Here is a 22295-nt window from a genome sequence, read left to right on the forward strand (position 1 = left end):
TAGTTAGATCTCACTTTATTCAGTATCAAGAAATGTTGAGCCATAAGTTGATTATTCGAGCTCGTTTAATCCATTATCAGGAAATGTTGAGCCATAAGTTGATTATTTGAGCTCATTTTATCCATTATCAGGAAATATTGAGCCATAAGTTGAATATTCGAGCTCACTTTATCCATTATCAGGAAATGTTGAGCCATAAGTTGATTATTCGAGCTCGTTTAATCCATTATCAGGAAATGTTGAGCCATAAGTTGATTATTTGAGCTCATTTTATCCATTATCAGGAAATATTGAGCCATAAGTTGAATATTCGAGCTCGTTTTATCCATTATCAGGAAATGTTGGGCCAGAAGTTGATTATTTGAACTCACTTTATCCATTATCAGGAAATGTTGGGCGCAATAATAATTGTAGAGTGTATTCTTTGTTCTTTATGTGTTGTAGCAGGGATTTGCTGAAGAAACACCAGGTAACTTCAGTGTCTATTATTTTGGTTGATCCACACTTGTGGAATGACCTACAGAGCAAAATACACTTTGCTGAATTTAGCAAAGTGTACTGTCGGGGCGGGACTTTTCTTCTGTTTAAAATTTTTGCCTGTATCCTAAATATGATGAATTATTGTTTAGTGCTCGATATGAATCACCTTAAATGATCATCATTTAGTCCATCACCAATCCACCGTCAACTACAAGGTTCTGGCCTGTTACAGCTCGTGCCCATGGTGATGCGAAGAACAGAGCGGTTTCAGCAAATTCTTCTGGTGTCGTTACTTTTTGTAAAGGAGTCGTCGCTTGAATGATCCCAAACACTTCTTCTGTTGTGACGCTGCTTGCATCGGTTTCTTTTAAGAGCCCACCCGAAATCATATTTACCGTAATCCCGTATTGCCCGAGCTCTTTAGCCATATTGCGGGTAAATCCTAGGAGTGCAGCCTTGCCGGTAGTGTATTCATGGTAGGCGACCACTGGATTTTGCACTAAGTTTGTACCTACATTGACAATACGACCAAACCCATTTTCCTTCATGTCAGCTAAACATGCTTGGACCGTATTTAATGAACCCTTCACACTTCCTTCAAACTGGGTATTAAAGTTTTCCCATTGAAGTTCAAACGCATTTTTCTGAGCTACAGGATTGAATTGAAAGTCGATTAACGCATTGTTTAGGATCGTTGTAACTGGGGTTTTAAAGTAATCTTTCGCTTGAGCTACCATCGCTTCTACTTGGTCTTTATCTCTCACATCAGCTTGAATAGCGATCGCTTTTTCACCTAATGTCTGAGCCAAGTCTTCTGCCTTTTCCTTACTCTTAAAATAGTTCACGATGACATTTGCGCCTTCTTTTACAAAAGCCTTAGCCAATGCAGCTCCTACTCCACGACTTGCTCCAGTAATCAATACGGTTTGTTGCCGTAATTCCATAGCAATCCCTCCATTTTATGTAATAAAAATCCAGATTTGCCCGCAAAAAAAACTAGGCCTGAAATAAGGACCTAGTCATAGTTCAAACTCAACTACTTCCCTACGCTGGTATCACCCAGATCAGGTCCTGAGGGTCAAAAAGTCTGTTCCTTTTTTCTCAGCCTGAACGACAGGCTCCCCTAGTAGAGCATATTCTCTTGGTAAAACTTTCAAATCTATTTCTATTTTATAACTTGACCAAGAATTAATCAATTTAAAGGCTTTGAAATATTAATAGAATATTGAGGATTCGGCGTAACTTTGATTTTATAGGCGAAACTTTTAATATATCGACGCAACTGTACTTCCTACACCAATGCTTCGTTCGGCATCATACTCAATAACAGTTTGCGCCAAAATAAGGCCTTGCCTCGTTACAAGGCATTAACACTGAAACCGATTCCTATACCGCATTTTCTACACGATTTTTCATCCACGAATACAACAATAACCCGAGGATCAACACGGATTGTCCAACAAAGACGACTGCATCCCAAAAGACAGGATCGTTGACCGGTTGCAAAAAGCCTGGAAGTATTTTCGAATAAGCATAAATCGTCTGTGGAATAAAATAAAAGATAAATAGACTGCAAGTTAATAAGATTCCGGTTACATAAAAGATAGAATACAGCTTCACCGTTTTCTCTTCTCCAGCAAACGTTTCTGTTGCAGTTGGGCTTTTGATCCACGGCACCCACCGACTTAACAGCTTTCTCCCGTTTTCCATCACATTGTAACAACCTGTACAATTTTCAAAAACATAATATAAATCCGTTTTCATGTAAAAACAACATTGATAGATCGTACGAATAAAGATATCAAGGACGATGAGCCCTAAAATTCCCGCGATCAAACCGTGACTTACATCAAAAAAGAGCTGCAAACTTAAAGCGATAAAAAGCATCAACTGATCAAAGCATAAACCGCCAAAGTACAATATATTTCTCTGTTTAGGTGCGAGCTTCCATGCAGGTGTTAAATCCGTTTCAAACACAACAAAAAATAACCGGTGTCCGACTCCGAGTTTTGCTGGTAAATCATAAGAGCGGACGGCTAAAATGTGCCCGAGTTCATGGATCAATACTAGCACCAATGAAACTCCCATCCAGGTTAACAAGCTAGGCATGACCGTTTCAAATAAAAAGATATCCTTATAACTAGGAAACAATTGCGGATTAACAATAAAAAATAAAACGTTAATAGCTAGTAAAACGACATACCATTTATTCGAGAACCGGTTAAAAAAGAAACGTCCAACAATGGAAGGAATCCATGTAAACCCCGAGTCTGATGATCGGTTCTTCTCCACTTCAACCGTTACACCGTCCACTTCTTTAATTAACTGTAATTCCAAAAGTTGCTCAGCAAAATCGACCATATCTATCGTTTCTTCTGGGTATGTTTGTTTTAGATCGATTTCAATTTGTTCCAGGGAGCCCCCACGATTGATCTGTTCAATTGCATCAATACAAACTTGCGGCATCTCATAAAACTCACCAGATGTTACTTCTTCAACAATATAATGTTTTTTATCTTTACGAATGGTTAACGGCTGTAATGTCAGTTTCGATTGAAGTGATAGCTTCATGTTTGTGCCTTCCCTCTATAAAAATAAATAAGGATGCCCAGTGTTTCTAGCATCCTTATAATAAATTATCAGCATTATTTATCGTCCGAAATATGTGCACCACCAGCAAGTTAATTTAATCTTTTTTAATTTACGAATTTTCATAGTTTTTCACCTCCTCTTCCTTGTAAAATTTAATCATTTTACTTTCGTGTCTGGCCACGGATAGTTTTTATGATATTCACACCAAGAAGGATAAACTTTTTCAAATAATTCAACTATCTGAGGATCAAACTGAGAGCCTTTTCCATCGACGATTCTTCTATAGGCTTCACTAACCGGCATTGCCGAACGGTAGGATCTAGAAGAAGTCATCGCATCAAAAGCATCCGCTACAGAAGTAATTCTAGCTAGTAATGGTATGTTCGCACCTTGTAATTGTTCGGGGTACCCTTTCCCGTCCCAACGTTCATGATGGTACTTAATGACATCAAGGTGTTCGGCTACACCTTCAACGTGTTTAACCGCTTCAGCCCCCACAGTCGGATGGCTCTTAATCAGTTCAAACTCCTCTTGAGTAAGTCTGCCTGGCTTCATTAGTATCGAGTCCGGAATATGGATTTTTCCAATATCGTGCAATAAACAAACATTATAAAAAGAGTTCAGTTCAACTTCTTTAAACTTCCCTGTTTCTTTAGCTAAGGACATTGCGTAATCGGCTACTCTTTCACTATGGCCTCTCGTGTATGGGTCCTTCAGCTCTAAAGTTGAAATAATTCCTTTTACAATTCCTTCTAACTGTTTATCATAGGAATTCTTAAGAGCCGATAGATAGCTAATAAAACGATTAAGAAGAATGAAAGCTATTAAGGCTAAAACAGCTACAATAAGCATCGGCTGCATCACAGCAAGGTCTTGGATGACTAAGCCGACAATACCTAAACGAACAATAGTACCTAAGGATACGAGTACAAAATAAAACTTATTTACAAAAATAGGCGAGAATAAAACAATCATTAATTCTACAATATTCCCGCTGCTATACGAATTGGGGTTGTCCCAGTAAATGATGATGTCGTTAAAGATTGTTAAAAGTGAAAAGGTAAAAAAATAAACATATTTGATCGTTTCAGGTTGATTGTTTTTTAATAGATAAATTGCAATCGGTAATAGCCCAATAACGATAATATGAAACCAATAGCCTAAACCATCATTAGGCAGTCCAGGTTCTGCTCTTATAAAAAAGTAATAAATAATATCATACGAGAAAAAAATGATATAGAACAGCATTAAAAACCATTTAATGGTTTGGTGCTCTTCATTTAATCTAATTTGATTTTGCATTACTTGCTCCTAACTACTTTTACTACTCCGACAAAGTTCTAGAAAATCCTACCAATTACTCCACAAGTCGAGGTTTTACGCTATTTTCATACTACAATAATTAGTAGCTTTTCACTATGACATTAATACCTATTTTTGATTGTTACTATTATCTTATAAAAATGGAAATAGAGTATTTTCTTGTTTCTTTAGACCTTAGTTTGTTCCTTTATATCCCACATAAAGGATAAATTTAGTAGGATTGATTTTAGGATGTTTTTAAAGTATTATTTATCTTCAACCTATTGGACTACTGTATGAAGTTTTTTGAAACACCGATTTAAATTGTTTAATATGGATTGCGTCTCGAAAATCTTTGTATACAATAGAAGTAGAACCTGCTGCCAATCTCTCTTTGGTAATAAGGTCATGAGATCGAGATGAATGAAAGGAAATACAGACATGATAAAAAAATCTGATATTCATGAACGGTTAGCTTCATTAATTGGACAAGAGTTGACCAATGAAAACTTACATGATGCATTATTTTGTGATGAAAAGCATATAAAAATCCGACGCCGTGTACGAAATGGTACACATTCTTATCTAAACTATAAAGTTAGATCTGCTCCAACCAATAACGGGCAACCCGTCGTCGATATTACCATTTCCGGTACCCCGAACATTTACCGCTTGGCCCTTGAAGAAAAAGACGGGAAACTGATCATTCTATCTGAGCCAAGAATTAACTTTTCGGTTTTGTAAGAATATTAACGAATCTTAGATGAATTTTAACGCATATAAAAACACCTATCGTACTTAAAGATAGGTGTTTTCGTATATCTCTTTTTCCCTTTACTCAATCGAACGCTCATACAAATTGTCTGTCTAACAGCAACTGCTTTTTCAGACGCGACTACGCAATTCGATCATTCGGTGACCAAATCGTCGTCCTGTTCCTGCCACTAGATTTTGATTGGTACATTGCTTTATCTGCAAATAAAAATAGTTCATCTAACGAATGGGTATGAAATGGGAACTCTGATATCCCTAAAGAAATAGTGATTGATGTGCCTACAGTTGTGGTTGTATTCTCCAATCTAGCCCGAATTTTTTCTGCAACGATAAAAGCTTCTTTAGAAGTAGTATCCGGGAGCAGTAAGATAAACTCTTCTCCCCCAAACCGAAAGAAGTGATCTTGTTTTCTTATCAGAGATTGAACCATCTCCGTTAAGTCTTTTAAAACTTCATCTCCTTGTAAATGCCCATACGTATCATTAATTGATTTAAAATGATCAATATCAAGGATCACTAGTGAAAATAGTTGTCCGTCATTCACCAATCTGGTCATCACTTCGTTGAACTTTCGCCGATTTGGTAATTCAGTCAGTGTGTCTGTCATGGCTTCTTCTACAAGTTTTTGATTATTCTGTTGAACGGTTTCTATCGCAATTTTTACACTTTGAGTTAAAAGATCTGCTTCTCGATTCCAATGAGATTTAGGAATAGTGACCCGTACTTCTCGTTCGGTACCTAGCTGGTTGACTAGGTCTGCCAGCTCTATAAATGGTTTGGCTAGTTTTCTGGCAAAAGTCAAGGAAATTAATAATATCAAGATAAAAGGAACTAGTATCGTTAGAATTAAGTTTTGAATATGATTTTTTTGTAGTTCATTGACAGAAGAAACAGGCGTTTGTTGGACGACACCCCAGCTTATTTCAGGAATGTAGTTGTAAGCAGCATACATCGGGACACCTTTTGTATTCACCACGTATTCCTTGCCGCTTTCACCTTGTAAAAGTTTAGAAACTACTGTATTTCCCCTGACTTCGTCCCCAATACGGTTCATATCAGGGTGGAACAGAATTTTTCCTTGTGGTCCAACGACAAAGTAATAAGAACCATTACTTTCAATATTATCATTCCCCAGAATTTCATTAAGAACGTTCTCTTCTTGTAGGTAGATCGAACCACCAATAATTCCTTTGTAATTTCCTTCACTATCGAACAAAGGTTCACTCAATAAAACTAGCATTCGTCCTGAAGGTGCGATATAAGGAGGTGTTAACATCCGGACTTTCGCATCCACTACATCTTTCGTCATCCCTGTAACCGCTTCCCCTTTTAATCCAACAGTAATAGGTGCTATATTCTGAATGACTCCTGTTTCATCTATCCATGCAAGGGAATTAAAATATCTGCTGCTTTTCTTCAAAAGTTCAAGGTAATCCTGTATTTCTTCGTCTGTCATCTGAGGATTATTCGAAAGAAAATAACTGATCTCTTGCAGGCTGATTTTCATTGATTTAAACAGCGAATCCACGGAACTACTTATCTTCTCTGACTTTGAATAATTTAAAGATAAATGAGTATCTATCAGTGACCTCTTCTCGGACTGATAGGATGCAAACAACAAAATGACAGTAGTTAATAAAACTGATGTAGTAATAAGACCGATTAGTAAAGTTGTTAGTTTTAATTTTCGTTTAAATAATGTTTTCATGAGAAAGATCCAATCCTAAAAAGATACATTTGGTAATTTCCGTAACTTTTATATTATACACAAAAAACTAGCGAAAAAAGACTATTTTCACTAGTTTAATATATTTGGTAATCTGGTGCGGTTCCGTAACTCGTATTTAGATCAAACAAAAACAAAGGTATAGATTAATAATGCGAAAATGGACAGCGTTAATACCCCATCCTTGATCGTCATCTTAACCCCCTTTTTCTTGTTATACCAAAATATCTTTGAAACCATTAAAATAAATAGCCAAATAAGGACACAAGTAATAAAAAGATGAATGAAAGGATGTTCATTAATAATAAAAAAGGCAAATAGCCCTATAATTAGTAAGAAAATAAAAAATTTAATAATGGTATATTTTTTCGAGTTAAAGAAAAACTCTATCATGTCTTCATTCATCTTCCCCTCCTTCTAACCTTTTTTTCTGCAATACTGTTATCAATAAAAATGGTTACACAGATTTAAAATATTCACAAACCATTAGGTATAATTATACTTTTTTTCTAGATACTAACTTAATCTGTTGTTCTATATATACCTTACCATAAAAAACCAAAACAAGTCATAGATCTTTATAACTCAACCATACTAAGGTTCTTTTCATATAAAAAGATGCAGAGATACACATCTCTGCATCATATTGCTTTATAATCAGAAAACTACTTGCCTTGCAAGTAGTCTGGTAGATACTTATTTTTTAACGATTTTTCTACTCCAAACCACCTGCCTAAATTCGCTAAGTTATTAAACAATAGGTATTGCACAGCTTTTGGGATTTCACAAATATACGTATCTTGCATTTTTAAGATTAATGCTGTATGAATCATATTTTTCGGCAGCCCTTTTTCATTGACCTTTCTGTCCTCAATTAAACCATAACCAATGCGCATCGATTCTTCAAATTGATGGCCGGGTGTCAACCTGACAGTAAACGTTACTGGTTCGTTCGAAGTATTAGTAAAACGATGATTGACACCTACTGGAACAGTCACTCGGTCGCCAGGTGTTAATTTTATTTCTTCCTCGCGCACTGTAACCATTAATTCCCCTTTCTCTACTTCAAACGTTTCTTCGAAGGCTAAATGATAGTGAAGCGGCGGACCTTCCCCTTCTGGTGGCAGCTTTACTCGAATGAATAAGTATTCCTGATTCGTTTCGTGACAGGACTCAACAAAGGTAATTTCCTCCCCTGTAATCCCATGGACAATTGTTCGTTCTGTTGTACTCAATGTTTACACTTCCTTTCATTAATTGTAGGACTAACTAAGTGAACATTTATACCGTAATCTAAAGAAGTCTACACACATTATCGTTTGGAAGTTATTCTGTTTTTGAGGTGAAGTAATGCAGGTTGTAAGCTGCTGCCATATTGAAAAATGTGTTTAACGGATAGTACTTCAATAGACTCATCACTTTCGCAATATATTATATCTAAATATGGAATTGGTTTCCGTTCTTTTCGTTAAGTTATTACTTTTTTTATGACTATTATCATAGTGTCATAGAACTATGGACCTATTTTATTAATTATATATAAGGATTTTCGTATCTATAAATCTTTTACCATGTATCCGCTCATCCAGGACTCGCTCAACAATGGATTGAAAGTAATTTCCGTGAAACACTCGCAGAGATCGCACGGTTAGTATGAACTTTTATGGACCCCTTTGCCACTGGTGAACTGAAAAATATAAAAGTTTTCATTGAATTTAAAGCAAAAAAAAGCTAGAGCCACAAAAATGTGATGACTCTAGCTTTTAGCTTACATAAATTATTTATTGATTGATTTTATTGTTTTGATTAAGAAGCAATTGCTTAATTTCCTCAATGTCGCTCTTTAGTTCTTGGTTTTCTTTAAATAAGCGATCCATCTGTTCGTCACGCTTTGCATCGTCGTCTTGGCCTAAGTAGCTTAAGATCACCGCAACGACAAGGTTCAGGATAACTAGTGCGCCGATGATAATAAACGATACGAAGTACACCCAAGCCCACGGCACTTCATTAATGATCGGTCGAGCAACCTGACTCGCCCAAGACTCAAACGTTACAACTTGCATTAACGTGAAGAGCGCTGTATGGAAGCTTCCGAAAAACTCATACGGAAGAACCTCACTAAAGAAGGTTGTCCCAATGATCGCATAAATCGAAAACAGCAAAATCGATAAACCTAAAATCCCTGTTAATGCTGGGATGGACTTCATTAATGAGTCAATGATTTTTCGTAACGCCGGGATCGCTGGGATCATACGGATCAAACGCAATACTCGGATCAAACGTAACACGCTGACAAACGGCGTTGCGTAGAATACTAAACTCCCGATGACAATAGTAAAATCAAAGATATTCCATCGATCTCGAAAATAGCCTCTAAAGCCGAGACCTATCATTTTTATGAACAGTTCGACCACAAACACCCAAACAATAATTTTATCTAATGCGAGTAATACGCTGTTTCCAGTCAAATAAGTCTCAGTTACAATAATAAGCCCGTTTAAAAGGATAATACCAATTACAATCGGTTGAAAATATTTATGCTCAACGAGTTGTCTCATGGTTTCTCTAAAGGAACTACGATTAGGATTTAGCTCTTCGTTGTTTTTTAATTCCATCTCTCTCCACCACTTATCCTTTCTATTTAGTTCTATATCTTTTTATTTTATCAGTTTGTTAGATTTATAAGCTAGATCATTACGATAAACAGCAAGCAACTTTAATAAAAGTTTTACATATGAAAAAACCACACTTTACTCGTGTAATGTGTGAGCTTCACTATTTTACCGCACCTAAAGCAAGTGAGGATTTTTACACTTAGATCTAATATTATATCATAAACTAGAATGAAATCCTATTTTATTTCTATTAATCGCTCTTTTCGTTTTTTCGTTCTGCTGTTCTTATAGCTAGCTTTCTCCTACGTATTTTGTCTATTAATATCTCATTATTGTAAATTTTTATTTAATTAAAAAAGGAACTATATAAGATTATCATTCAGTAATTGTTCATATTTCCTGTCTTTTTTAATATATATCTATTTTCAAGACTTACACACCCTAGATATCGCTTATTTTGCGGTTAGCACCGCAGAAATAGGAATGGTATGATTTCAGCTTACGTCTTTTTTAAGACAAAATACGTATTTTTAATACGAAATTTTTAGGAGGATTTTTGTGAAACAAAAAGGTAATCTTGATTGGCCCGTATTACTGATCAGTGGCGGGTTGCTCGTTTTATTTGTGTTAACATCGATCATTAACGAAGACCTAGTAGGTCATTTAGTGAACAGTTCATTTAATTTGTCTGTTCAGTACTTTGGGGCGTTTTGGCAAGTACTTATGCTTGCCACGTTTGTTGTCGCAATTGGAATGGCCGTCTCCAAATACGGGAACATTCAATTAGGAAAAAAAGAAAAGCCCGAAATGAGTACATTTAAATGGATTTCTATCATTATGTGTACATTATTAGCTGGTGGTGGTGTGTTTTGGGCTGCGGCTGAACCAATGTATCACTTTTTAACGGTTCCCCCTATGTTTGATGGCGTAGAAGCTACAACCGAACAGGCGATCATTCCTGCCTTGTCACAGTCATTTATGGATTGGGGATTTCTTGCTTGGGCAATCTTAGGTACATTAAGTGCAGTCGTAATGATGTATGGTCATTATCATCGAGGGATGCCATTAAAACCTAGAACTCTTCTTTACCCGATTTTTGGCGAAAAAATAAAGGAAAAGAGCGTCCTAGGAACATTAGTCGATTCCTTTGCCATTATTGCTGTTGCCGCTGGAACTATCGGGCCGATTGGGTTTCTGGGCTTACAAGCAGCCTACGGATTAGAAAGCCTCTTTGGCATTCCGAATGTTTATGTAACGCAACTACTCATTATCATTGGATTAATTACGATCGCTTCGATATCTGCTGTTACTGGAATCCATAAAGGAATCCAGTTGTTAAGTCGCTTTAATGTTCTTTTTACTTTACTTTTAATTATTGCCGTAATCCTTCTTGGGCCAGGTGCCTTTATCTTTGATGCTTTCATTGGCACGATGGGAACTTATATTCATAGTTTCTTAGAGATTAGTCTGTATCGTGGAGATAGTGATTGGTTAGCTTATTGGACGGTTTTCTTCTGGGGTTGGTTTATCGGTTACGGTCCAATGATGGCGATTTTCATCAGTCGTATTTCTAGAGGCCGAACACTTCGTGAGTTATTTCTCGCAGTAGCTATTATCGCACCGATTGTAACCAATTTCTGGTTTACCGTCGTCGGCGGCTCAGGGATTTACTATGAACTTCTAAATCCAGGGTCAGTTTCAGATGCGTTAACTTCTGGTGGTATGCCTGCAGCGATGATCGCTATTACGCAACAGCTTCCTTTGGGGACATTAATGGCAGCTGCATTCTTATTAGTAACGATTGTCTTTGTAGCAACAACTACCGATTCGATGTCGTATACCATTTCAATGGCTATAACAGGCAGTGACAATCCATCAAGCGGCCTGCGTGTATTCTGGGCTGTTGTCATGGGTGCTGTAGCCGTGATCTTATTGTCCATTGGTGAAGGTAGTATCGGTGCCTTACAATCGTTTATCGTTGTAACCGCGGTTCCGGTTTCACTCATACTTTTACCGATGATTTGGTTAGCGCCAAAAGTAGCGCGCACATTAGCGTTGGAACAAAACATTATTAAAGAAAATAAACAGAGAACTAAAAAAATTAGTTAATTGCAAAATGAAAGGGAACCTCGAATTGTAGGTTCCCTTTGTTTTGTTTGCTAACTAGTCGTAACAGCCTGTTGTATTGATTGTTATTACTTATTAAATAATCAACTATAAATCCGAACTATAGACAATTACGATACTTAAATAAAAACTATTCTTCTATATCGATTATATTCTCGTAAATTTGAACAAAATAACGTTCTAACAATTCATCTAGTTTTCCATTAACCTGATGATAAGCCTGATCCGCTTTTTCGATTACTTCATAAAGATCTTCTTCTGCTTCTTCCCCGTTTTCTAACGCCTGAAATAATCTCCATAATTCTTCACCATACATTTTTTCTATCTTGGAGTAATCGTGAGCACCGATTTTTTCTAGGATACGAGTTAGTTCCTTTAGGTAATTGGAGATACCGACTTCTTCAATGTGCCATGAAAACCAATTAAGCAAGCTTTCATGACCGCCACTTTCCAGTTCAGAATAGTAATTGTAGACAATGTATGTATCATTGGCCACTTCATTTTCAGTTGGGAAATTAAATTCTACCATTACAGTAATGACGGCATTCCAAATATCTTCTTTCGTTAACAAGTCTTTTCTTTTCATTTTATAACTCACTCAATTCCCTCCATTCAGGCTCATCCAATTTATTTGCTATGTTACTTTAAGAATACCAAGTTTTGCAAGATTATCAATACGGTATAAATTCAAACCACAACAGGGATGAGAAACACAAATTAGGGTAACCACGTTTTTTTGTGGCTACCCTACTACATGTGACTAGATGATTAAAAGTATCGGTTTACTAGAAATGAAAACAGGTTAAGTCAGTGGTAAGAATAGAGTAAACGTGGTCCCTTTACCGACTTGACTTTTGACTTGAATCGACCCTTTATGGTGTTCGATAATTTTATAACTCGTTAGCAATCCTAGGCCTGTCCCTTTTTCTTTTGTTGAATAAAAAGGTTCCCCGATTTTGTGCAGCCGATCTGCTGGGATCCCCGGACCATTATCGGTAACCATTATAATTGCCTCTTCTTTGGAGCGACTCACTTCTATCGTAATAACTCCTGTGTCCATGACTTCAATTGCATTTTTTATTAAATTGATTAATACTTGTTTGATTTTTGATTTATCACAATGGATCCATAAATTATCATTTAAATTGAAGGTGTTAATTTTAATGCTTTTTAGAATGGCTTGAGTTTCAAGGAGCAGTACCACTTCTTTAATCAACTGATGCAATTCATTATCTTGATAGGTATTTGTTTGTGGTTTAGCCAGAATGAGCAACTCACCTGAGATATCTTCAATTCTGCTCAGTTCATCATCGATTATCTTAAAATAGTCATCGTTCATGCCGGTTGTTTTTATCAATTGAAAAAAGCCTTTGATCGCCGTCAGTGGATTTCGAACTTCATGGGAAATGCCAGCAGCCAATTGACCTGCGAGCTTTAATTTTTCAGACTTCAGCATGAGCTCCTCTGCCTGTTTTTCCTCTGTCACGTCTCTAAAAGTGACAACGACTCCGACGATCTCTTCATTTTCTATAACCGCACTACTTGTATACTCGACTGGGAAAAAGGAACCATTCCTTCGGCAAAAGGATCCGTTGTCCTGTGTTCGCGTCTGACCATCTTGTAAAGTTAAAAATAGGTTTGTTTTATCACCGATTTTCCCTTTCAGAAATGTGCTAAATGGACTAATGCCGATCAAATCTTCTGAAGCGTAATCGACCAATTTTAAGGTAGAGGGATTGCAGAACGTTACAAGGCCATCGAGGTCCATTCCAAAGACCCCTTCAGACAAGGAATCAAGAACTAGTTGATTTTTATTATATAATCGTTCGTAATCCATTTCTTTGTTGGTATTATGTATTTCTAATTCTATGACATAGGTCATAAACGTCGATAAAGTCTGTAACAATAAAACATCTTCATTCGTAAAATGATAGGTAACTTTATCAAAGCAACATAGGTTGCCAAACAGCTCTCCATTTTTGCGGAAGATTGGGACGCCTAAAAAACTTTTAATCTGAAAGTCCTGTGAAATTTGCATATGACAAGTATCTGGATGCGTCATGGCATCGTTAATAATGAGTGGTTCCCGACCACTTCTAAATAAAAGGTGTCAGTAGGCATCATATACAGATATCTTTACTCCTGAACTGGCAATCGTATCTGACCTGTTGAATACACTAATAAAATAACTTTGTTCTTGGTAAATACTCGTAATACAAAATGTATTCACAGGAATAAATTTTTCTACCAAATCTAAAATGTAATTCCCGGCCTCTTCTAGACTTTGCCCCATTTTTGTTTGATAATCTCCATTCATACAATCTCACCTCCTTTACAACAATAAAAAAATAGAGAACTTTGTATTGTTCCCTATTGTAAAATCATTTTTAGATAATCCTGCTAGTATAATTCTAGATGAATATCTAAATTCCTTTATTAATTTTATGTTTTTTTATGTTAAAGGGATAAAGTGAAACTTGTTTTCTACATTAAAGCAGCTAGCTTGCCCGCCCTACGTTTCGTTGCAGCAGATGTTGCAGTAGTTTCCGAGAAGAATAGCCCTTCTCTTTAAAGTATGTAAATAAGTAACAACCAGCAATTACAATAACACTGCCGATGAGTTGAATGAAAGTCATTCGTTCTCCTAGTATAATAAAAGCTAGAATTACTGTAAAAACGGGGTTGAAATTAAGAAAAAGTCCAGCTGTCGATGCTCCTAAATTTTTTACACCGATATTCCATAATACGATGCAAACGACGGTTGAAATCGCACCAGTATATAAAATCGAATAAACAAAGGTCGCATTCAGATTGGTCACCGTAAAATTAGAGACATTAAACGGGAATAAGATCAGCAGTCCGAAAATTCCCGAATACAATGTCGCCATCAGCGGTGATGTGTAATTCATCGCCCACTTACTGAGGACAACATAAATTCCCCAAATACAAACCGCGCCGATCATGAAGACATCTCCTATATTAAATTGCAGTGAAAATAATAATTCCAAATGGCCATTCGTTAAAACAAGCAAGACACCAAATAAAGAAATGAACATCGCAGCAACCTGAAATGAGGTAAGTTTTTCTTTTAGAAATATAAACGAACAAAAGGCGATCGACAGCGCGATCAAGGTCGAGATTAATCCTACATTTGTCGCCGACGTATGCTCTAGCGCCATAAACTGTAAAACATTAAATAACACAACGCCGGTCAATCCCATTAAAATTAATGGTAAGACTGCCTTGCGTGAAGGTAATAGCTTCCTCTCTACACGCCATACAATCGGAAGTAAACACAAAACAGCAATCAGCCACCGCAGTGTTGTTAACGTCATTGGAGAAGCATGCTCGACAAGCCACTTTCCTACGATAAAATTACCCGCCCACAAAAAACTCGTCAAAAGTAGCAATCCAAAATAAAAATACCGCACCTCAAACTCCCCCAAATTATGTAGTCGTTTCCAATTCGTTTATTTATGTTAATAACTGTAACATTTATAGTTCAAATACAAAATAATGTTTTGTATAATAGGAATTAATTAAAATATTTTAAAGTTTCATAGGTTGTATGGTTTATTTTCTTCTGTTCAGGTGCAGTTAATCAGCTGAATTTGGAATAATTTAAAGGAGGATTTTTAATGGAATCGATCGTTAGTAAAGTACTTGATCAAGTAGACATTCAAATTTTAGATATTTTGCAAAAACAAGCACACGTCAGCAATGCAGAAATCGCGAGACGCGTGAATTTGTCTTCGCCTGCCGTTCACACAAGGATTAAACGGTTGGAAAACGAGGGGTATATCAGTCAACAAGTAGCGATCTTAAATCCTGAGAAATTAGGGTTTGATTTGCTGTGCTTTGTTTTTATCAGTTCTAACATTCATCATTCGGAGAAATTAGATGTTTTAGAAGAGGCATTTCGCCAAATGCCAGAAGTTTTAGAATGCCACTGCTTAACCGGAGAATATGACTACCTGTTAAAGGTTGCGAATAAAGACCGTAGAGACTTACAGACATTTATTCGCAAATTAAATAAGCTCGGGATCACGAAAATCCAGACCAGCTTAGGGCTAAGAGAGATAAAATATTCATCTGTACTACCTATTTGGGATGGTGATGAGGTAGATGAGGGTAAGTTTGAGTAATTGAGTGATTGATTGTTGAGGCGGCGGGATCGTGTAGAGGAAACAGTGGGAATTCGGGTGTGAGGGCGCGATCGTGGCGAGGACACTGTAGGTCCCTGTTGTGCGGTACGATCTTGTTGGAGGCCCGTGTTTTTTCTCTGTTGTGCAGGTAACTCTAGTCGAACACACTGGGACGGACATTTTGAAGTGCACTGGGGTAAGTTCAGTGAATAAAAAAAGCTTCCATCCTGTTGAACAAGATGGAAGCGGACTTCAGAGGCCTTTATTTGTGACAAAAACTATGTTTTCATGAGTTTAGGGACCTCAGAAGCTCTTATTCTCTTGAATAATCGGTTGTTACACAGAGGATTTGGTAAATAAGGTCCTCGCAGTGCCCTAACTTTGTGAAAATGGTAGATTTAGAGGAGATAAGGTCCTCTCGGTGCCATAAAAATTTAACGCACCTTATTTTCCGCTTGCTCTATTCGTTTGTACTTCTGAAAAAGGTGAACATGATAATCAGGAAGACAATTTTGTTGAACAACACAAAAGCGGACTCAGAAGCCCTTATTTCGGTAAAAAGAGGACATTTATACAGTTTAGAGGACCCACAGACCCTTATTTACTAAAGTTTAAGGTGTTTTTAGCTTAGTTTAGCCATATAAGGTCCTCTCAGTCCTCGAAGTACTCCAAATAGGTGGTTTTCTTTAAAATAAGGTCCTCTCAGTCCTCTTATTTACGGGGGCGTTGGTCAGCGTCAGCCTCCTGCAAACTTTTGGTGTCAGTGCTCCTGTGATTTGAGCTTCAATGCCAACATCCTGAACTTTCCGGAAATTACTATTAACCATTCACCAGTAACCATTGGCTCAAACCGATCTGTAATTTTGATAGCCAGCCCCCTGTAGCTGAATGCCTCTCAGTTACCCAAAAAATATAGCGGTCCTTTTTCCCTCTAGTTCTTCTCTATTCAATTAAACTTCAATCGTACTATTGCGAAGTAGAATTGAAAGTGAATCAGTTTCCTAGCAATTACATCAGGCCTTATTTTCCACTTGCTCTTCTCTCTCAATACCGTTTGTCGCATCTTCCATATATGCGATTACTGCTTTTGTTAAAACTTTGGCGGCAATGAGCATCGATTTTTCATCGAGATTAAACTTTGGATGATGATGCGGGTATACAATCCCTTCCGCCTCATTTCCTGCGCCTGTAAAGAAAAAGGTACCTGGTACCTCTTGTAGGTAGTAGGCAAAATCTTCTCCTCCCATCATCGGGTCCATCTTATTCACGTTTTCTTCCCCTACAATTGTTTTAGCCACTTCAGCAAGATGGTTTGTTTCTGCTTCGTGATTCACAACTGCTGGATACCCTTTTCGATACTCAAATGTATACGTTGCACCAGATGCCTCACAAACGCCCTTTAAATGGCGCTCGAGTTTTTCAATAATTTCATCTTGGACCGCTGGATCGAACGTTCGTACCGTACCGTTAAGTTTTACTTTATCGGCGATTACGTTAAATGCATTCCCTGCGTGGAAGGAACCGACACTGATGACAGCCGATTTTAACGGGTCCATGTTCCGGCTGACAATTTGTTGAATGCTCGTTACAAATTGAGAAGCAACAACAATAGAGTCAATCGTCTCATGTGGCGCGGCACCATGACCGCCTTTTCCGATAATTTCGATATCAAACGCATCAGATGCTGCCATAACCGGTCCTGAGCAATACGATACTTCACCAACTGGCATTGTTGACCATATATGAGTTCCAAAGATCGCATCGACGCCGTCCAAACAACCGTCATCGATCATTGGCTTCGCTCCTCCAGGAGATAATTCTTCAGCGAATTGATGAATGAGAACAACATTTCCGCTTAGCTCCGCGCGATTTTCAGATAGCACTTTTGCAATTCCTAGTAATGTAGCCGTATGCGCATCATGGCCACATGCATGCATAACCCCAGGTACTTTTGATTTGTAAGGTACATCCGTTTCTTCTGCGATCGGTAAGGCATCAAAATCAGCACGGATAGCAATTGTTTTCCCTGGTTTTCCCCCGCGAATCATACCGACTACCCCGCGTCCGCCAACACCACGTTTTACTTCAATTCCTAACTCTTCTAAGTATTCAGCGATCATAATTGGTGTTTTTACTTCTTCAAATGAAAGCTCTGGGTTTTCATGTAAGTATCTTCTCAGCTTTACCATTTCAGGGTATAAATCTTCTAGTCGATCTAATAGTTTCGTATGCAATATGATCCCTCATTCTTTTATTTATATCTTTTCTAAATAGTTATATAATTTAATAGATTAATGTTTCGCTTCACTAAATTATAGTAGAATTTTTTATGTAATGTAACTACTTTTTCGAATATTCTTCACCCTGATTTTTTAATAGCCTATGCCCTTGTCTTTATACAACTTGCTTATCGTAATAGAGACTCGATAACAAAACCGCTCTTATCAATGTTTACGTATTTTACAATAATATTTGCATTAGCCCGTCGTTACAAAATAAATCTTTAGGCCTGGGCTCTTTAATTGCAGTCCTACTACGATACAGTATATGATTTGGATTAGCATGGGTTGTCTTATTCGTATTCCTGTACTTCCTCGGCTTGCCGTTAGGACCTGGAAGCGGGAGTTATTTTATATAATGAAGGAGTGATGTAGTTTGTCTAATGTTTTTTCAAAAGAACGATTACTACAAGATGTAGAGAAATGTAAAGCTTATCCAGCGATTGATCCCAAAGTGTTAGCAAATCGCTTAGACGAGTTAGCTGCCATCGGGAAAACATCTGATGGCGGAGTAACCCGCTTTGTCTATACCGATGAGGAAAAACAAGCAAAAGAACTATTTAAAAAATGGATTGGTGAAGCGGGTCTAACCGTCACAGAAGATCCTGCAGGAAATATTTTTGCGCGATATGAAGGAACTGATTCCAATTTACCGGTAGTCATGACGGGTTCGCATATTGACAGTGTCCCAAATGGCGGAGCTTTTGATGGCCCTTTAGGCTGCTTAAGTTCTCTAATGGCAATTGAAGCGATGATCCAACAAAAAGAAAAACCGAAACGTTCGATTGAATTTGTCATTTTCGTCAATGAGGAAGGCTCTCGCTTTAAAAATGGAATTTTCGGAAGCCGCGCAATGATGGGCGAAGTTGATTATGAAGAATTAGAAGCTCATCACGATGATGTTGGCGTAACGGTTGCCGAAGCGATGCGACAACAAGGTCTAACTCCGGAAAACATTGGGGAAAACCCTAGAAAGCCTGAAGACATTTACGCCTTTTTAGAGCTACATATTGAACAAGGGAAACAATTAGAATTAAATGAAGAAACGATTGGAATTGTCACTGGGATTGCCGGCCCATCTTGGCACACCTTTACGTTTTATGGTGAAACCGATCATGCTGGAAATACGCCAATGCATATGCGAAAAGATACCGTGGCAGGTGCTGCTGAGTTTATTCTTGAAGTTGAAAAACTTCCAAGACAAATTAACGAAACTGCAGTTGCTACTGTCGGTAAAATGTACGTCTACCCGAACGGGACGAATGTCATCGCCGGGAAAACAGCGGTCAATGTAGATGCGAGAGACATTCACACCGATACCCTGTCTGAGCTAAACGAACGAATCGTTGCAAAAGCACATGAAATTGCTGAAAAACGAGGCTTAACCGTACATCATGAAAATCCGACCAATATCCCACCGGTTCCTGTTCCAGAAAACATCCAGACGTATATTAAAGAAGCTGCAATCCATCACGATCTCCCCTACCGCCATTTAGTGAGCGGCGCTGGACATGATGCAATGATTGTTGGAAAGTATGTTCCGGCTGGGATGATCTTTGTTCCAAGTGTGAACGGGAAAAGTCATTCACCCGAAGAATTCACGTACTTATCCGATTGCGTAGATGGAATTGCTGTCATGAAGGATGTTTTATGGAAGCTTGCGAATGAGTAGATCGTGTTTAGTAAAGTATCAGTTTTGACCAAAGCTAGACCTAGAGTGTTAGAAAAAATGACGATATTTGAAGTAACACAATAAACCCAAGCCATGAGAAGTGATCCTTTTCATGGCTTGGGTTATGTTATTCTAGTGCCTGTTTAGTTTTCACCTGGGAAAAGGACGGCTAAAATTACTACATCATTATCAATTAACTTGTAATAAACCCTAAATTTCTTAACCACTACCCTTGAAATCCCTTTATATTTGCCAAATTCTTCATTATAAGATTTACCAATAATATCATTCTCTAATAGACCTTCAGTTTCTAATATAATCTGAGAAATAAAGTCAAATGTTTCTTCAGGCGTGTATTTTTCACTTCTAAACATGGTTAGTTTTTCCATAACAGCAGGAGACCAGATAACTTTTCGATCATGCATTACATAAAGTCCTTTTTGGAAAGTGATCTTAATAACTCTGTAGTAGTGATGCCATGTCCATTTTCGTACTGCTCCATACTTTCCTTTAACATACGTTTCAGCTCAGGATTTTTTTCAGCTTCAGTCTTTATGGATTGTTTATCTTCTTCTTGTAGAACAAGTGTAAATTTCCCTTTTCCAGGAATAGAAAACTGTAATATAGAATTCTCACTATTCATATTAGAGATATACTTCATTAGCTCTTCAGAAGACAGGATTTTCCCCATAGTTTTCACCACCATTTTGATCCTTTCTTTAATAATACCATAACGTATTCATGTAATGTCTAACCGAAACTCTTATAGTTTCGACAGGCTAGTGCAATGAACATTTTATTGTTGAGTTAATAGTGGTAACCCTCTAATACAACATAAAACATTAAAATCAAGGCCGCATCCCATGACGTGAAATCCCCAACTGTTGCGGCAGACGCTCGTACGCATCCTTCACCCATTCACACAAAAGTGGTCTTGTGTCTCTCGGGTCAATGATCTCCTCGACTCCAAACGCTTCTGCGGTTCGAAATGGTGAGCGGATCGACTCCATGCGATCAAGTAATTCTTTTAACAGCGCATCTGGATCTTCACTCGCCTCGAGCTCGCGACGATAGGCCACCTGTACACCGCCCTCAACCGGAAGTGAGCCCCAATCACCAGACGGCCATGCATATCGTTGGTTTAAGCTATGCCCGTTACTCATTCCTGCGCCGCCTACTCCAAAGACGCGACGCATAATAATTTCAATCATAGGCACCTTTGCTTGGTAAACAGCAGAAATCGCTCGTACCCCTTTTCGAATCGTGCCTTTCTTCTCAGACGGAAGACCAATGACCATCCCTGGTTGGTCGACAAGATTAACGATTGGAAGATGGAAGGTCTGACAAAGGTCCACAAACCGCTCCAGTTTTTCTGAACTATCAGCGGTAAGTCCACCTCCATTAATAAACGGATCCGGAGCAAGTACACCGACCGGATGTCCATCCAAACGAGCAAAACAAGTAACGGTACCTCCACCATAGTAGCGACCCATTTCAAAAATAGAGTCCTTATCAAACAAAAGTGGCAGCAGTTCACGAATTTTATATGGTGCACGACGATTTTTCGGAATAAAAGAAATCAACCGTTCTTCCCTGCGTTCGGGCGAGTCACCTGATTCCAGTACAGGCGGTAGCTTCCATACATTCGAAGGAAGATACGATAAAAATGTCCGCATTTGATCGAAAGCATCTTCCTCAGATTTGGCGACATTATCAACAGCGCCACTCGAACGGTGGACTTGAATGCCACCCAATTCTTCCTTCGTCAAATCTTGTCCCATCCCATACTTAACGACCGGTGGACCGGCGACAAATAATTGTGAGGTATCCTCAATCATGACGGAAAAGTGAGATGCAGCTACTCGTGCTGCGCCTAAACCTGCGACTGACCCCATACAGGCTGCGACAACCGGAACCCGTTCCATATTGGCGACCACGTAATCCCAGGCCGGGTTGACTGGAATGTACGTATGGCCACTCGTATCAAACGTCTTCACACTTCCACCACCACCGGTTCCATCGACGAGTCGAATGATTGGCAATTGAAGATCGTGCGCCATCCGCTCAGCATACACTTGCTTTCCAAAAATCGCTCCATCTGCAGCCCCGCCTCGGACCGTAAAATCATCCCCGCCAACAACGACTTTGCGACCGTCAATTTGACCGGTACCTAAAATAAAATTAGCGGGTGTAAAATCAATTAAGTTGCCTTCTTCGTCATACTTTGCTTTTCCAGCGATCGCGCCAGTTTCATGAAATGTCCCTTCATCTAGCAACTTATCAATTCGCTCACGTACCGTTAACTTGCCATACGACTTGTACTTTTCTACCCGCTCTTTTCCTCCCATTTGACGGGCTAATTCTTCTCTACGCCGAAGTTCTTGAATTTCTGCTTCCCAACTCACTGCTTATCTGCCTCCTTTTTAATAGCCATTTATTTTTCTAGTAAAATAAAAATTGAGATAAAAGATTACAGAAGAACCTATGTATTGGATCTTCACAAACGCTGACTTAGGTTTCTCTCATTTGAGTATGGAAAATTAGAATAGTTGCTGTAACAGTTACATTGAGGAATTTTTCGAA

The 22295-nt window shown here is 38.1% G+C and carries 19 protein-coding genes, 1 pseudogene and 1 riboswitch; of the genes and pseudogenes, 4 read left to right on the forward strand and 16 right to left on the reverse strand.

Annotated features, from left to right (window positions below):
• Positions 1-662 precede the first annotated feature (662 nt).
• From N7Z68_RS17415 to N7Z68_RS17425, 3 genes are all read right to left on the reverse strand, one after another.
• Positions 663-1424, reverse strand: a complete 762-nt coding sequence (locus N7Z68_RS17415; protein WP_275119750.1) for a 3-oxoacyl-ACP reductase — start codon at positions 1422-1424, stop codon at positions 663-665.
• Between the two features lie 80 nt (positions 1425-1504).
• Positions 1505-1615, reverse strand: a riboswitch (TPP riboswitch).
• A 251-nt stretch (positions 1616-1866) separates the two neighbouring features.
• Positions 1867-3051 carry a peptidase gene (locus N7Z68_RS17420; RefSeq protein WP_275119751.1) on the reverse strand — a complete coding sequence of 395 codons (1185 nt, stop codon included), beginning with the start codon at positions 3049-3051 and terminating at the stop codon, positions 1867-1869.
• 177 nt (positions 3052-3228) lie between these two features.
• Positions 3229-4374: an HD-GYP domain-containing protein gene (locus N7Z68_RS17425; protein WP_275119752.1), complete on the reverse strand. Its 1146-nt coding sequence runs from the start codon at positions 4372-4374 to the stop codon at positions 3229-3231.
• A 441-nt stretch (positions 4375-4815) separates the two neighbouring features.
• Between N7Z68_RS17425 and N7Z68_RS17430 the strand changes: the two genes are divergently transcribed.
• Positions 4816-5118, forward strand: coding sequence for a hypothetical protein (locus tag N7Z68_RS17430; RefSeq protein ID WP_275119753.1), 303 nt, complete (start codon positions 4816-4818; stop codon positions 5116-5118).
• 151 nt (positions 5119-5269) lie between these two features.
• On the opposite strand, the gene N7Z68_RS17435 is transcribed toward N7Z68_RS17430, so the two are convergent.
• The 4 genes from N7Z68_RS17435 to N7Z68_RS17450 all read right to left on the reverse strand — a co-directional run bounded on the left by N7Z68_RS17435 (position 5270) and on the right by N7Z68_RS17450 (position 9489).
• The gene (locus N7Z68_RS17435; RefSeq protein WP_275119754.1) at positions 5270-6856 is read right to left on the reverse strand and encodes a sensor domain-containing diguanylate cyclase; all 1587 of its coding nucleotides are present in this window, start codon (positions 6854-6856) and stop codon (positions 5270-5272) included.
• Between the two features lie 141 nt (positions 6857-6997).
• Entirely contained in the window at positions 6998-7279 is a 282-nt protein-coding gene (locus N7Z68_RS17440) for a hypothetical protein (RefSeq protein WP_275119755.1), read from the reverse strand.
• A gap of 260 nt (positions 7280-7539) precedes the next feature.
• Positions 7540-8109 carry a cupin domain-containing protein gene (locus N7Z68_RS17445; RefSeq protein WP_275119756.1) on the reverse strand — a complete coding sequence of 190 codons (570 nt, stop codon included), beginning with the start codon at positions 8107-8109 and terminating at the stop codon, positions 7540-7542.
• A 546-nt stretch (positions 8110-8655) separates the two neighbouring features.
• The gene (locus N7Z68_RS17450; protein WP_275119757.1) at positions 8656-9489 is read right to left on the reverse strand and encodes an ion transporter; all 834 of its coding nucleotides are present in this window, start codon (positions 9487-9489) and stop codon (positions 8656-8658) included.
• Between the two features lie 558 nt (positions 9490-10047).
• Between N7Z68_RS17450 and N7Z68_RS17455 the strand changes: the two genes are divergently transcribed.
• The gene (locus N7Z68_RS17455; protein WP_275119758.1) at positions 10048-11598 is read left to right on the forward strand and encodes a BCCT family transporter; all 1551 of its coding nucleotides are present in this window, start codon (positions 10048-10050) and stop codon (positions 11596-11598) included.
• Between the two features lie 148 nt (positions 11599-11746).
• Here N7Z68_RS17455 and N7Z68_RS17460 read toward each other — a convergent pair whose 3' ends face one another.
• The 5 genes and pseudogenes from N7Z68_RS17460 to N7Z68_RS17480 form a co-directional block, all read right to left on the reverse strand.
• Positions 11747-12214 (reverse strand): DMP19 family protein, encoded by a 468-nt coding sequence (locus tag N7Z68_RS17460; protein WP_275119759.1) that lies wholly within the window; start codon positions 12212-12214, stop codon positions 11747-11749.
• A 204-nt stretch (positions 12215-12418) separates the two neighbouring features.
• Positions 12419-13498 carry an ATP-binding protein gene (locus tag N7Z68_RS17465; protein ID WP_308447233.1) on the reverse strand — a complete coding sequence of 360 codons (1080 nt, stop codon included), beginning with the start codon at positions 13496-13498 and terminating at the stop codon, positions 12419-12421.
• Positions 13496-13702 (reverse strand): annotated as a pseudogene (locus N7Z68_RS17470) (GAF domain-containing protein); the annotation flags it as partial. The gene N7Z68_RS17465 and the pseudogene N7Z68_RS17470, both read right to left, overlap by 3 nt.
• Before the next feature lie 24 nt (positions 13703-13726).
• Entirely contained in the window at positions 13727-13933 is a 207-nt protein-coding gene (locus N7Z68_RS17475; RefSeq protein ID WP_275119760.1) for a hypothetical protein, read from the reverse strand.
• A 181-nt stretch (positions 13934-14114) separates the two neighbouring features.
• Positions 14115-15047, reverse strand: a complete 933-nt coding sequence (locus tag N7Z68_RS17480) for a DMT family transporter (protein ID WP_275119761.1) — start codon at positions 15045-15047, stop codon at positions 14115-14117.
• A gap of 207 nt (positions 15048-15254) precedes the next feature.
• On the opposite strand from N7Z68_RS17480, the gene N7Z68_RS17485 reads away from it, so the two are divergent.
• On the forward strand, positions 15255-15761 hold the full coding sequence (locus tag N7Z68_RS17485) for an Lrp/AsnC family transcriptional regulator (RefSeq protein ID WP_275119762.1): 507 nt from the start codon (positions 15255-15257) through the stop codon (positions 15759-15761).
• A 1013-nt stretch (positions 15762-16774) separates the two neighbouring features.
• On the opposite strand, the gene N7Z68_RS17490 is transcribed toward N7Z68_RS17485, so the two are convergent.
• On the reverse strand, positions 16775-17995 hold the full coding sequence (locus tag N7Z68_RS17490) for a M20 family metallopeptidase (RefSeq protein ID WP_275119763.1): 1221 nt from the start codon (positions 17993-17995) through the stop codon (positions 16775-16777).
• A gap of 421 nt (positions 17996-18416) precedes the next feature.
• Here N7Z68_RS17490 and N7Z68_RS17500 point away from each other — a divergent pair, with 421 nt between their 5' ends.
• Positions 18417-19712, forward strand: coding sequence for a Zn-dependent hydrolase (locus tag N7Z68_RS17500; protein ID WP_275119764.1), 1296 nt, complete (start codon positions 18417-18419; stop codon positions 19710-19712).
• A 143-nt stretch (positions 19713-19855) separates the two neighbouring features.
• On the opposite strand, the gene N7Z68_RS17505 is transcribed toward N7Z68_RS17500, so the two are convergent.
• From N7Z68_RS17505 to N7Z68_RS17515, 3 genes are all read right to left on the reverse strand, one after another.
• Positions 19856-20137 carry a type II toxin-antitoxin system RelE/ParE family toxin gene (locus N7Z68_RS17505; RefSeq protein ID WP_275119765.1) on the reverse strand — a complete coding sequence of 94 codons (282 nt, stop codon included), beginning with the start codon at positions 20135-20137 and terminating at the stop codon, positions 19856-19858.
• Positions 20137-20403 carry a hypothetical protein gene (locus N7Z68_RS17510; protein ID WP_275119766.1) on the reverse strand — a complete coding sequence of 89 codons (267 nt, stop codon included), beginning with the start codon at positions 20401-20403 and terminating at the stop codon, positions 20137-20139. The genes N7Z68_RS17505 and N7Z68_RS17510 overlap by 1 nt, the downstream gene beginning before the upstream one ends.
• Positions 20404-20560: 157 nt before the next feature.
• Complete coding sequence (locus N7Z68_RS17515) at positions 20561-22117, reverse strand: acyl-CoA carboxylase subunit beta (protein ID WP_275119767.1); 1557 nt, start codon at positions 22115-22117, stop codon at positions 20561-20563.
• Positions 22118-22295: the final 178 nt, after the last annotated feature.

Source organism: Alkalihalobacterium chitinilyticum (assembly GCF_029028005.1).
Classification (GTDB): Bacteria; Bacillota; Bacilli; order Bacillales; family Bacillaceae_F; genus Alkalihalobacterium; species Alkalihalobacterium chitinilyticum.